The following is a 13,168-nucleotide window of genomic DNA, read 5'->3' on the forward strand; positions in this document are numbered from 1 at the left end:
TGTGTTAAGTCGTTTTCTTGTAACTCCAAACTGCTAATCCATTCATAATTAATGCATAAAGAAGCGTTTTAGATAGTTGTGGAAGAATATCCATAAAACCAGAGCCTTTAAGCATTACCATTCGCATCACTTGAACAAAGTATTTTATTGGGTTAAATTCGGTAATGATTTGAGCCCATTTTGGCATACTTTCAATTGGTGTAAATAAGCCACTCATCAAAATAAAAATAACGATAAAAAACCAAGCAATGAACATAGCTTGTTGCTGTGTATCTGTGAAATTCGAAATGAATAAGCCAATCCCTAAAACCACAAAAATATAAATGGATGTATAGAAATACATAAGTGCTAAACTACCAACCATTGGAACATCAAAAATGATTTTTGAAATTATTAATCCTATGGTTAATAAACCCATTCCAATTACCCAAAATGGAAATAGCTTTCCTATTATGAACTGACTTTTTTTAATTGGTGTTACATTGATTTGCTCTAAAGTGCCTATTTCCTTTTCACGAACGATATTCATTCCTGAAAGAAACAACGTAATCATTGTAACTAATAAAACCAATATACCTGGAACCATAAAAGTTTTATAATTTAAGGTTTCGTTATACCAGAACAATGGAATTTTGTCGATGTTAGCAGACATTCTTTGACTGTCTGAAGCTTGCAACAAATCAATTTTTAAATGTTGATTAAACCCTTGAACTATCTGGGTTACATATACATTTTCAACACCAGCAGCAGCACCATCAATAGCATTGATGGTAACGCCTAAATTGATGTGTTTTTCTTTTTGTAAATCACGTTGAAAATAGCGTGGAATTTCTAAAACGACATCAACTTCTCCCTTCAGCATAGCAGAACTTGCTAATTCTTCCGAAGGAAAATCTGTTAAAACATCAAAATAGGTTGAGGCATTGAATTTTTCTATCAATGCTCTTGATGTTGACGTATGGTCATTGTCGACATAGGCAAATTTGATGTTCTTGACTTCAAAAGTGGCTGCATTCGATAGAATAACCAGTTGCAATAAAGGCAAAACAAAGATGATGGGAAGCATTCCCTTGTTTCTAAAGATTTGCTTAAACTCTTTTTGTATAATGTATAGGATTGTTTTCATTACTCCAACCTAATTTTATATTTCTTCACGCTCAATGCAATAAAAAACACGGCCATTCCTAATAAAATCAGAGTTTCTTTCCATATATATTGTAATCCTACACCTTTGAGCATTATCCCTTTAATTATAATGATGAACCATTTCGCAGGAATGATATTGCTAATTATTTGAAGTGGTACTGGCATACTCGAAATAGGAAAAATAAAACCAGACAACAATATCACTGGAAGCATTAATCCCATTAATGAAATCATCATTGCGGTTTGCTGTGTCGCAGAAATAGTCGAAATTAAAATCCCTAAAGCCAGAGCACTTATTATAAAAAGGATGCTTTCTAAAGCCAACAGAAATAGACTTCCCTGAACTGGCATTTTGAAAATGAAAATGCTTAACGCAACTATGACAACAGCGTTGATAATGGATAGGAAAATATATGGAAATACCTTGCCAACAATCACTTGAAATGGTTTTAGCGGTGAAACCAATAAAATTTCCATCGTGCCTAATTCTTTTTCCCGTGTTATGGAAATGGATGTCATCATTGCTGAAACCAACATTAAAATAATGGTCATTACACCAGGAACGAACATATAGACACTTTTTAATTCAGGGTTGTAAACCATGCGTGTTTGTGGTACTATCTGATATGTAATTGTAATGTCTTTGTTTAATTTTTTTTGATACTGCTGAAGTATAGCATTTACATAATTGCTTATTGTGTTTGCGGTATTTGGGTCTGTGGCATCCGTTATAATTTGAACGGTTGCTTTGTGCTCTTTTATTAATTTTTGGCTGAAATCTTTTTCAAAATTTAAAACTGCTTTTACCTGTCCTTTTTGAAAAACAGAAGCAATGTCTGCCTCACGAGTAACCATTTGTTTGATACTGAAATATTTTGAAGCAGAAATTTTATTGATGATTTCTGTTGTAGTCGCATCTTTTGAATGGTCTAATATGGCTATATCTACATTATTGATTTCATTGGTAATTGCAAAACCAAACAGCATAATTTGAGCAATTGGCATTCCGAAGAGTATAAACAACGAACGTCTATCTCTAAAGATGTGGTAGAATTCTTTTTTTATGAAGCCAATAAATCGTTTCATCCTCTTGCCAGTTTTAAAAACACATCATTCATATTGTTAGCCTTGAACTGTTCTTTTAGTTTTTTTGGTGTATCCAAAGCTTCAATTTTTCCATTAACCATAATAGAAACACGATCACAATATTCGGCTTCATCCATATAATGTGTGGTTACAAAAATGGTGGTGCCTTGATTGGCTGCTTTGTAAATCATTTCCCAAAACTGACGTCTGGTAATTGGGTCAACACCTCCAGTAGGTTCATCTAAAAAGACAATCTTTGGGTCGTGTAACAAGGCTACAGAAAAAGATATTTTTTGTTTCCACCCTAAAGGCAAAGAACCGACCAACTGTTTGGCTACTTTCTCCAGTCCTAATTCTTCAATTAACGCATCAGACTTCTCTTGTATTCTTTTTCTTGATAGTCCATAAATCCCTCCAAAAAATGTAATATTTTCTCTAACAGTTAGGTCATCATACAAAGCAAATTTTTGACTCATATAGCCAATATTTTTCTTGATGTTCTCTGCATTTGTAAACACATCAAAACCTGCAACAGTAGCATTTCCAGAGGTTGGATTAGAAATACCAATCAGCATTTTCATTGCTGTGGTTTTTCCTGCGCCATTTGCACCTAAAAAACCAAATATCTCGCCTTTTTCAACCTCGAAAGTAATCGCATTTACTGCTGTGAATTCGCCAAATGTTTTGGTTAATCCTTCTACTTGTATAACTTTGTTATTGCTCATTATTTTGCTAACTCCATAAAGGTGTCTTCAATGGTGGCATTCGTTTTTTCAATTTCGATGTTGGATAGATTTTCTGATTCTAAATACATCTTTAATTCCTTTGGATTAAAACCTTCTCTACTGTCTGTATAATGCACAAACTCTCCAAAAGGATATACGCTATGATTAAATTCATACGCATTTAAACTATTGATTAATTGATACATATTATTTGCGCGTACGTTATAAAGTTGCTTTGGAAAATGCTTAACAATAGCTTTAGGCGTATCAATTTCTAAAATTTTACCGTCTTGAATAAGTGCTATCCTATCACATAAAGCCGCCTCGTCCATATACGGTGTGGACACCAAAATAGTAATGTCCTTTTGTTGCAAACGTTTGAGCATTTCCCAAAATTCCTTTCTGGAAACTGGGTCAACTCCTGTTGTTGGTTCGTCCAAAAACAATACTTTGGGTTTATGAATCAGTGCACAGCATAACGCAAGTTTTTGCTTCATTCCACCAGAAAGCTTTCCTGCCCTACGGTCTTTAAATGGTGCTATCTGTACATAGATATCTTTTATTAACTCGTAGTTTTCTTCGATGGTTGTTCCAAAAATGGTTGCGAAAAAATTCAGGTTTTCTTCAACGGTTAAATCTTGATATAATGAAAATTTCCCAGGCATATAACCAACGCTGTTCCTAATCTTTTTATAATCTGAAACCACATCATAACCAGCAACGGTTGCAGTACCTTCATCTGCAAATAAAAGTGTTGTTAAAATCCTAAAAAGTGTGGTTTTGCCAGCACCATCTGGACCAATAAGTCCGAATAGCTCGCCCGGTTTTACTTCAAAGGAAATGTCCTGCAAGGCTTTTACATTTTTATAGGATTTTGATATGTTGGAAATAGAGATACTCATTACTTTATCAAAATAAAATTACTATCAGTTATAGCATTCACTTCGTGCTTAACATCTTTTGCAATCATTACATATTCTCCAGATTTTAATGTAACATCTCCAGATTTCTCTTTATAAATAGCTTTTCCAGAAACGCAAATTAAAATTGCCGGCACATTACTAACGTGTTCTTTTAATTGCTCTCCAGAAGCGATTTGCAATGATATCACCTTTCCTTCTTCAGCGTTAAGTAATAATTTTGTCTGTACATCTTTATCTTCGGTATGTAAATCTTTTAGATTCATTTTTGGATAATTATTTTTAGATTGATTAGTTATGCTTTCTGTGCTTTTACAGCCTGTTAATAATAGTATTCCGAGTAATACAATTAGATCTTTCATATGTGTTTATGTTTAATTATTTGTGTTTATCCATAGTTCTGCCGGCATTCCTATTTTTAGGCTGCCATCGTTAGCTACATCTACTTTTACAGCATATACCAATGCAACACGCTCTTCTTTGGTTTGAATGATTTTTGGTGTAAATTCTGCTTCTGAAGCTATCCAGCTAATTTTACCAACATAAGATTTCATCGCATCTGCATCATCAATTTTTACTGTAACTTCTTGTCCTATTTTTAAGCTTGCCAGTTGGTTTTCAATTATATACACGCGCAATTGCATCGTGCTTAAATCGGCAATTTTATAAAGGGGTTTTCCAAAAGACGTAATTTCGTCAGCCTCTGCGTATTTTGCCAAAACAGTTCCGCTAACTGGATTGATGATTTTACTTTTTTGGATTTGGTCCTCAATTAGTTTTAACTGAACATCGATACCTTTCAATTCGTTGACCACAGGTGCGTTTTGTATTTCTACATTTCTAATCTGGTTATTGAGGACATCGATTTCTCCTAGAACATCATCCAATTGTTTCTGCGTTCCTGCGCTGTCTTTTATAAGGTTTTCAGTTCGTGTTTTGTTAGTGTTGGCAGTTTTTAATTTGGCGTTCAGCACATTTATTTGAGACAATACGCCTTTAGATTTTGAACTAATAACCGCTTTAGAAACCTCTAATTGCTCACGTTTTAGTGACAATGGAATGGTGTCGATATAACCTATGAATTTGTCTTTTTCAATCGTATTGCCTTCATCAATATCAAACTGCATTAATTTCCCATTATTTTCGGCTGAAACTGTTATTTCTGTGGCTTCAAAATTTCCATAACCGTCAGCTTTTTCGTTTCCATTTCCACAGGACGTAAAACTTAAAATGTTGATGATTAATCCTAAAATTGTGCTGTATGTTTTCATGTGTTTATATTTATTATTTTTTTGGTCACATGCTGTTCGCTATTAATCTTTCCTTTGAGTAATAAAACTTTTAACATGCTCGTTTCATCTTAAAATAATTATTGTCCTTTAATTGTATTATAGTTCGCTTTAGCGAGTTGTAACTGTATTTTATGTTGTACCAAGGTGTTTTCATCTTCGTATAAATTTGTTAGTTCTGTAATGTAGGCTGATGATGTGATAACACCCCTTTTCAACTGCGAATCTGCTGATTTGAGAACTTCTTTTCGAAGCTTGATAATCTCTAAATCTGAAGTGATGAACGCTTCAATTTTTTCGATTTCCCTTTGTTGCTGATTTAGTTCTGTATTGGTGTTTAGTTTGAAGGTTTCGGCTTCAGTATCTATAATATCTTTATTGATTGCCAGTGATTCGCGCTGTTTTTTGTTGGAATTCCAGTCGAATACATTCCAGTTCAGTTTCAGGCCAACTATATAAAAGGGCTGGAAGGAATTGTCGAGCATATTCAAACCGGGATTTCCGTAACCACCAGTTGCAAACCCAAGCAATTTGGGTGCATTTTGTTTGGTTATCAAGGCTTCATTATTATCAATTTCTTCTTTTTTAAGTTGAAATAACTCCTGTTCTGGTCGGTTCAATTCAGTTCTTGATAGTGTCTCCACCATAGGATTTTCAAACGTAGTTGAAGTGCTTAACGTTTGACCGATTATGCTTGAAAGTGATTCAATGAGTACTGTTCTATTGTTCTCAACATTTATAAACTGTTGGTTGATTTTCAACAATTCGGCTTCCAGAACTTTATCAGATGATGGTAAAAGAACACCATATTTAATACCTGATTTTACTTCGCTCAATTTGGCTTGTAAATTTGCCTGCCTTGCTTTGAGTAATACATCTGTTTCCTGCGATAATAAAATAGAGAAATAGAGTTGGTTTATTTTCTGTTTTAGCTGATATAGGTTGACTTCAACCTGTTTTTGTTTGGTTTTGAGTTGTGCAGATTTTACATTTAAAGAAGCATCCGTTGCTCCACCATTATAAATAAGTTGATTGACAGATAGCGTTGCACGATATTGGTCTTTATTGAGCGGTTCTATAGTTGAATTGGGAATGGAAATTTCAATCACATCTGACTGATACGTGGCCTGTGCATCGAAACTTAACTGCGGTAATTTTGAGTTGGAAACAACTTGTTTGTCCAATTGATTTTGTGCTTCAAGCAATTGGGTTTGTTTCACCAATGGGTAATTGACAGTTGCCAATTCATAGCATTCCTGAAGTGTTATGGTTTGTTGTCCAAAGATTGGAAATGCAATAAATAAGGCTACTAAAATGATGATAAACCGTTTCATTTTATGAGGGTTTTATTGAATTGATAATAAAATTGGCGACTTCTGTTTTACGACTTTCTACAAATTCTTTATAGCTTTTTTCATCTTTATCTGAAAAAGCTTTTATCAATGGTTTTCCCAGAAAAGGAAAAATATTGAGCGCAAGGATATTAAAGAACAATTGATCTGCATCAATGGGTTCTATTAGTCCTTGATTGATTTCGTCTTTCACTTTTGCTTTAAATTTTTCGAGATTTGGAAACCCTGTATTCTGTTTAAGTTTTACAATGAAATTCTCATTTCTATTGAGCTCTTGGATAATGAAATTCGGTAGATAAGGATGCTTCATCATAAAAGTTGTATAATCTAAGGTGAAGTGTCTAATCTTATCTTCAACCGAGGAATCGTCATTCAAAATTGCATTTAATTGTGGTGCCAAAAGTGAAAATGCTTGTTTGAAAACAGCTTCAAAAAGAAGTTGTTTACTTCGATAATAATAATGAAGCATCGCTTTGTTGATATTGGCCTTATCAGCAATTTCCTGCATTCGTGCGCCATCCATTCCTTTAGATTGAAATACGCTTTTTGCCGCCTCCAATATCTGTTCTTCTGTGTTTTCGTCCTTCTTCTTTTTCATAATTAACTATAAGGTTTAACCAACTGGTTAACAAATTTACAAAAAATAATCGAATGCTTTTCAGTTCGATTATTTTGATACTATAATCTTTCTAATTTATTTGTTCATTCTGTTCTTAATCAGCTTAATAGATATTAATCCGACAATACCTCCAATTGCTGAAACCAATAAATTTATTGTTAATAGAAAACTATTAAAGTTTCCAAACTTCATAATTGACCAAGGGTCAAATCCTACCCGTCCAAAAGTTTTGATTAATAAGATACTTCCAAAAACACCAATGAGCGTGTTTCCTGTTAAACCAAAAGTGTATTTTTTCCTAAAATAACCAAACAGATTTGCTGTTAGAATACCTATAAAAATACTAATTAATGAAATTAATGTTCCTGTCATATTCTTGTGGTTTTTAATTAATGCTCGCCATAGCCTACATCATCCATTTTTCCTCTAAACACACGATATTGAACAAACATATATACACCCACTAAAACAGCTGCAATAGCAAACCAATAGACGCCAACTGAAAGTCCGTATTCATGCGCGGCAACATTATATAGTGTTAAGTCTGGATTTACACTATTTGTTGAAGGCAACACCTTTGGGAAAATGGATGCTACTGTTGATGTTAGCCCTCCAAATAAAAATAGAGATGAAAACAAAAAACCCATACCATGTTTTTTGAAAGTCTTTACTTTAAACAACCCAAACAACCCAGTAAAAGTGATTGCTGGAAAAATCCATAACCAAGGGGTCTTTAAAAAATTATGGAATGGTTGAGGATCAATAATGTGCCAAATTAAAAGAGAAATAACAACCAATACAAGTAATGCAATATTAAAATTGAAAACGACTCTTTTCAGCTTTTCGTTTAAATCTGAATTGGTTTTAAAAATTACCCAATTAGCTCCATGAATGGTTAAAGCTACTACACCAACAACTCCTAATAAAACTGTAAACCAATCTAAAATACCCAAATGCTCTGTCTGTGGACTAAAGGTTGGATTCCATAGTGGTAAAAAGAAATAATGAGGTTCGTGAGTTGAAACCCCGTTTGTAACCATTCCTAAATTGACTCCTCTTACTACGTTCCCTAATGCTACACCAAAAAAGAGTGCTAGTAAAAAACTTGAAATCCCAAAGGCCTTATCCCAGATAGTTTCCCACATTTTATTATGAACTTGACCTCTTAATTCTAAACCAATAGCTCTAAAAATAAGCAACCATAAAATGATAATCAATGGCAAATAAAAACCACTAAAAGACGATGCATATAAGGTAGGAAATGCAAAAAAGAGCACTCCACCCGACGCAATTAGCCAGACTTCGTTAGCATCCCAAAATGGGCCAATAGCATTGGTAATTGCTTTTTTATCCTTTTCGGTTTTTGCAAAAAATAAGTGAATGATTCCTGCTCCAAAATCATAACCATCCAAAATCACATAAATAGTTAACATGGCCATTAAAACGATATACCAAAATAATTCCATAGTTAGTTGAGTTTTGAAGTTTCTGGTCCTTTATTAATTATTTTTCCTGCAAGCATTAAAAATAATAGTCCTAATAAAATATAAAGACCAATAAAACCGAGTAATGTAAATAATGTATTTCCAGATGATACAGTTGGCGAGATACCATCTGCTGTTTTTAATAGATTATAAACCAACCAAGGCTGTCTGCCTAATTCGGCAGTGTACCAACCTGTAGTGTTGGCTATATATGGAAATGGTAGCATGAACATTAACGTCCATAAAATCCATTTCGATTTATATAGTTTTTTTCTAAATAATTGAACGGTTGCCAATAGCATTAAAGCAATAAAAATAGTACCTAAACCTACCATAATATGATAGGCATAATACAGACCAGGAATATTGGTTGGATAGATGCTCTCATCAAATTCGTTTAAACCTTTTATCTGTGCATCCCAACGTTGATAGGTTAAGAAACTCAATACGTTTGGCACTGCTATTTTATTGTCCAATTTTTTATTTTCAGTATCAGGCTGACCAATTAAGATAATTTCTGAACCTGCATCTTCGGTTTCAAAGATACCTTCCATTGCGGCAAAGGTTACGGGTTGATGTTTCACCACATTTTTAGCAGCCCAATCTCCAGTAGGAAAAGCAACTAAAATACTTGAAATCAATCCGAAAATAACACCAGTTTTAACAAAAAGTTTCCCGAACTCACTATGTTTGTTATTCAATAAATAGAAGGCTCCAACTGCTGCAACCACAAAGGAAGACGTAATTATAGAACCCATTTGATTATGTAAAAATGATGGCAATAACCAAGGGTTAGAGAATAGTGCTCCAAAATTATTGAGCACGAACTTTCCGTTTTCTAAAATCTCATAGCCCACTGGATATTGCATCCAAGAATGGGTGGCTATTATTAAATAACCACTTGCCCAAGACCCTAAAAACACCAAAAATCCAGTTAGGAAATGTAATTTTTCCCCAAGTAATTTCTCTCCAAATAAAAAGAGTCCTAAAAAGGACGATTCTAAAAAGAAGGAAAACATACCTTCCATTGCAAGGGTTTGACCAATAATACCTCCTGTAAGTTCAGAAAACTTTGCCCAATTAGTTCCAAATTGGAATTCCATTGGGATTCCAGTAACGACTCCCATGGCGAAATTGAGTGCAAAAATCTTCATCCAGAATTTTGCTGCATCATTGTATTTATCAATTTTTGTTCTGAGGAATTTCCACTTAAAATAAACAATCATTAAAGATAGTCCCATGGTTAATTGCGGAAATAAGTAATGGAAAGTGATAGTAAACGCAAATTGCATTCTATCATAAAAGAGCATATCTTCCATATGAGGTAGCGTATTTTATTTGAACAAAAATAATAAAGTAACTTTGTCTTTTATGTTACTAAGGTTACTTAAACAGATGAAATTTCAACAATTACTCTTCTTTGCCTTACTCCCATCAAGCAGAAATTAGTAAACAAAAATTTGTATGATAAATTAGAAAATTTCAGAAATTCAGAAACCTATCTATAGTTTTTAAGCTTGTTGAATAGACTAGATTAATTAATAAGCCCTTTAACTGAAAAATCTAACCCTTGTAGACTAAAGTATAATGTTGAACAAATATCCTGAAATGATGATACAAAGTGTAACGACAGTAAAAAAGATTGCGATGAGTTTTAAAGTCATTACTTTTTTTAAGAGCATAGCTTCTGGTAATGACAAACCAACAACTCCCATCATAAAGGCGATTGCAGTTCCTAACGGAATTCCCTTAGCAACCAATACCTGAACTACAGGAAGTATGCCTGATGCGTTTGAATACATTGGTAAAGCTAAAATCGTAGCAATAGGAACAGCAAAAAAGTTATCCTTATCCATATATTTTTCAAAAAACTTTTCAGGAATATATCCGTGCATCAGTCCGCCAATTGCAATTCCGATAATTACATAAGGTATGATGCCTTTAAGTATCTTCATTACTTCTGCCCAAATGATTGGTAAGCGTTGTTTAAAGGTTTGTTTTTCTGCTTGAAAGATGTCTTGATCTCTTTGAGCATTTTCTAAAACTTCTTTTACCCAAGGTGTTAAATAGGATTCTAATTTTAATTTTTGAAGTATTAAACCAGAAATAGTTCCTAACAAAACACCACTTATTACATAAATTATGGTTGTTTTTAACCCGAATAGACCAACAAAAAGTCCGATAGCCACTTCATTAACCAAAGGCGAAGTAATTAAAAATGAAAAGGTGACACCTAATGGAATACCACCTCTTACAAAACCAATAAATAAAGGCACTGAAGAACAAGAGCAAAATGGGGTTACCACACCAAAAAGACTTGCCATTAGGTATTCTAATCCGTATAATTTATGTCGCGACAGGTAGTTTTTAACCTTGTCAATTGGAAAGTAGCTGTTGACGATTCCCATAAAAAAGATGACGACAAAAAGAAGTATTAAAATCTTTGTGGTATCATAGATAAAGAAATTTAAGGCTTCTGCAAGATGTTGTCCTTGTTTCATATTCAAGACATCATAAACCAACCAATCTGCTATATTTTGTATCCAATCAAACATTTTCAATCGTGCTAATAGTACCTGAAATTGAACAAGACAATTTTATAGTATTATAGATAGTGCCAAACTTTTCGATATTCTTTTTAAGTAAACCAGAATTCAATTTTTCATCGTTGCTGAAAATTGTGAGGTTGTAAATGATATTTTCCATTCTTGGTGGATTTTCAAGACGTGTTGCATTTACTTCAATAGTGGCTTTTGTATAGATAAATTTCATCATACCTGAAAACCGTTCCACATTTTTCAATATGCAGGAAGCAAAAGAACCCAAGAATAATTCGACAGGATTTGGCAAGATTTCGGCAGTTTTTGAAGTTGTGCCAAAATCTATATTCGATTGTTTTATGTGAACCACCCCATCTTGATTTGAAATGGATGAAGCCTTGATATTATAATTCATAGTATATTTTTGAATTAATTTAAAAGAGCCAAAACCTCATCTTTTGAAGGTACTCTACCTTTTATTGTAATCACATCATCTATTACCAAAGCTGGTGTGATTATTACATTAAATTTCATAATTTCCATTATGTCTTCAACTTTTTCAATTGTTGCATCAATGTTGTTTGCAGAAACAACATCTTTAACTACACCAGTCATTGATTGGCATTTTGGACAACCTGTCCCTAAAATTTTAATTACTTTAGTCATCATATTTATATTTGTTTATCGCCAATAGACGATAGGGTTGTTAAAAAAATATCAATCAAAAAATTGTTCGAATAAAGCTTTTGCTATGTTCCAGTTTTCTTTATTAATACAGTACTTTATTTTTGGAGGTTTTAATTCTCCTTGAATTAAACCGGCATTTTTTAGTTCCTTTAAATGCTGTGACACCGTGGATTGGGAAATCGGTAATATGTCAACCAAATCTCCAGTAAAGCAGCACGATTGATTTTCCAAGTATTTCAAAATAGCAATACGAGTAGGATGTCCTAACGCCTTAGCAAATTTTGCCAATGCTTCGGTATCTTCCTTATATTCTATATGCTCTAAACTTCTATTCATATTTCTTATCGCAAATTTACGATAGATATTTTCAATGCTATGTGACCAAAGTCACTTTTCTTCTAAATAATGCTCATTACTTTTGTAGCGTGAAGTTGATAACTGCTTTTATACTATCCCTTTTGCTCTTAAGTAGCAGTTTGCGGGTATCATTTATATATGAATGGTATATGCTGGATGTGGACAGCTTTATAGAACAACTTTGTGAAAATAAGGACAAGCCCGAAATGCAATGCGATGGTAAGTGCTACCTCACAAAGATAACCAACGATACTTCCAATGAAGATTCCAATAAAACCCCCGAAATCAAATGGGAAGCACAGGTGTACTGCACTATAGACAGTTCCACACCGGATGTCCCTCTTACTATTCCTCACAATAAAAATCGGTTTTGCTATATTTTGCTCCATAACGAAACCGTTGTTTCTTCTATTTTCCATCCGCCTCGGTATTCATAGTTTTTTAGGTTTTTAAGCTATTGCGGGTTCTTGTCTTACAAGTTCCCAGCATCGCTATAGTAAAGAATTATAAATAAATACTTATGAAAATAAAACATATAGTGCTATTAAGCACCCTAATGCCTATGTCTCTATTTGCGCAAAAGACCGAAAAAAGAGCGCAAGATACTACCTCCACTAAGGCGATAGAATTAAACACCGTTATTGTTACTGGAAAAGGAAAGACAGACCCAGTGCTTACGACGGTAAAAACAGAACTGACAAAAAAAGTGGTACAACCGAAAAATGTAGCCGATCTATTTAACGACATCAACGGTTTTTCACTAATAAAACGTGGTAATTATGCCATTGACCCCTCATTTAGAGCTTCTCAATATGAACAACTGAATATTCAATTCGACGGTGGCACTAAGGCAATGCACGCTTGTCCCAATCGAATGGATCCCATCACAACACACGTGGTGCCAGAAGATATTGAGCGTATCGAAGTCATAAAAGGACCGTACACGGTACGTTATGGTGCAAC

General features: G+C 33.7%; 15 protein-coding genes and 1 pseudogene. 1 reads left to right on the plus strand and 15 read right to left on the minus strand.

The window, feature by feature from the left end; translation table 11 throughout:
* Nucleotides 1-4: 4 nt before the first annotated feature.
* From AADI82_RS00795 to AADI82_RS00865, 15 genes are all read right to left on the minus strand, one after another.
* Nucleotides 5-1,126 (minus strand): ABC transporter permease, encoded by a 1,122-nt coding sequence (locus tag AADI82_RS00795; RefSeq protein ID WP_341214567.1) that lies wholly within the window; start codon nucleotides 1,124-1,126, stop codon nucleotides 5-7.
* Nucleotides 1,126-2,232, minus strand: a complete 1,107-nt coding sequence (locus AADI82_RS00800) for an ABC transporter permease (RefSeq protein WP_341214568.1) — start codon at nucleotides 2,230-2,232, stop codon at nucleotides 1,126-1,128. The genes AADI82_RS00795 and AADI82_RS00800 overlap by 1 nt, the downstream gene beginning before the upstream one ends.
* A complete protein-coding gene (locus AADI82_RS00805) occupies nucleotides 2,229-2,957 on the minus strand; it encodes an ABC transporter ATP-binding protein (protein WP_341214569.1) in 729 nt (242 codons plus the stop codon). The genes AADI82_RS00800 and AADI82_RS00805 overlap by 4 nt, the downstream gene beginning before the upstream one ends.
* Nucleotides 2,957-3,859 carry an ABC transporter ATP-binding protein gene (locus tag AADI82_RS00810; RefSeq protein WP_341214570.1) on the minus strand — a complete coding sequence of 301 codons (903 nt, stop codon included), beginning with the start codon at nucleotides 3,857-3,859 and terminating at the stop codon, nucleotides 2,957-2,959. The genes AADI82_RS00805 and AADI82_RS00810 overlap by 1 nt, the downstream gene beginning before the upstream one ends.
* Nucleotides 3,859-4,239, minus strand: coding sequence for a hypothetical protein (locus AADI82_RS00815; RefSeq protein WP_341214571.1), 381 nt, complete (start codon nucleotides 4,237-4,239; stop codon nucleotides 3,859-3,861). The genes AADI82_RS00810 and AADI82_RS00815 overlap by 1 nt, the downstream gene beginning before the upstream one ends.
* 12 nt (nucleotides 4,240-4,251) lie before the next feature.
* On the minus strand, nucleotides 4,252-5,148 hold the full coding sequence (locus AADI82_RS00820; protein WP_341214572.1) for an HlyD family efflux transporter periplasmic adaptor subunit: 897 nt from the start codon (nucleotides 5,146-5,148) through the stop codon (nucleotides 4,252-4,254).
* A gap of 98 nt (nucleotides 5,149-5,246) precedes the next feature.
* Nucleotides 5,247-6,500: a TolC family protein gene (locus AADI82_RS00825; protein WP_341214573.1), complete on the minus strand. Its 1,254-nt coding sequence runs from the start codon at nucleotides 6,498-6,500 to the stop codon at nucleotides 5,247-5,249.
* Between the two features lies 1 nt (nucleotide 6,501).
* The gene (locus AADI82_RS00830; RefSeq protein ID WP_341214574.1) at nucleotides 6,502-7,116 is read right to left on the minus strand and encodes a TetR/AcrR family transcriptional regulator; all 615 of its coding nucleotides are present in this window, start codon (nucleotides 7,114-7,116) and stop codon (nucleotides 6,502-6,504) included.
* Between the two features lie 96 nt (nucleotides 7,117-7,212).
* A complete protein-coding gene (locus AADI82_RS00835) occupies nucleotides 7,213-7,509 on the minus strand; it encodes a hypothetical protein (RefSeq protein WP_341214575.1) in 297 nt (98 codons plus the stop codon).
* A gap of 17 nt (nucleotides 7,510-7,526) precedes the next feature.
* Nucleotides 7,527-8,603 (minus strand): cytochrome d ubiquinol oxidase subunit II, encoded by a 1,077-nt coding sequence (gene cydB / locus AADI82_RS00840; protein ID WP_341214576.1) that lies wholly within the window; start codon nucleotides 8,601-8,603, stop codon nucleotides 7,527-7,529.
* 2 nt (nucleotides 8,604-8,605) lie between these two features.
* Nucleotides 8,606-9,940, minus strand: a complete 1,335-nt coding sequence (locus AADI82_RS00845; protein WP_341214577.1) for a cytochrome ubiquinol oxidase subunit I — start codon at nucleotides 9,938-9,940, stop codon at nucleotides 8,606-8,608.
* Nucleotides 9,941-10,198: 258 nt separating this feature from the next.
* Nucleotides 10,199-11,176, minus strand: a complete 978-nt coding sequence (locus tag AADI82_RS00850) for a permease (protein WP_341214578.1) — start codon at nucleotides 11,174-11,176, stop codon at nucleotides 10,199-10,201.
* Nucleotides 11,169-11,576 carry an OsmC family protein gene (locus AADI82_RS00855; protein WP_341214579.1) on the minus strand — a complete coding sequence of 136 codons (408 nt, stop codon included), beginning with the start codon at nucleotides 11,574-11,576 and terminating at the stop codon, nucleotides 11,169-11,171. Before AADI82_RS00855 ends, AADI82_RS00850 begins: the two co-directional genes overlap by 8 nt.
* Before the next feature lie 14 nt (nucleotides 11,577-11,590).
* Nucleotides 11,591-11,830 (minus strand): thioredoxin family protein, encoded by a 240-nt coding sequence (locus tag AADI82_RS00860; protein ID WP_341214580.1) that lies wholly within the window; start codon nucleotides 11,828-11,830, stop codon nucleotides 11,591-11,593.
* Between the two features lie 48 nt (nucleotides 11,831-11,878).
* Entirely contained in the window at nucleotides 11,879-12,184 is a 306-nt protein-coding gene (locus tag AADI82_RS00865) for a metalloregulator ArsR/SmtB family transcription factor (protein ID WP_341214581.1), read from the minus strand.
* Nucleotides 12,185-12,767: 583 nt separating this feature from the next.
* On the opposite strand from AADI82_RS00865, the pseudogene AADI82_RS00870 reads away from it, so the two are divergent.
* Nucleotides 12,768-13,163, plus strand: a pseudogene (locus tag AADI82_RS00870) (TonB-dependent receptor plug domain-containing protein); the annotation flags it as partial.
* Nucleotides 13,164-13,168: the final 5 nt, after the last annotated feature.

The organism is uncultured Wocania sp., assembly GCF_964021735.1.
In the GTDB taxonomy this organism is placed as follows: Bacteria; Bacteroidota; Bacteroidia; order Flavobacteriales; family Flavobacteriaceae; genus Wocania_A.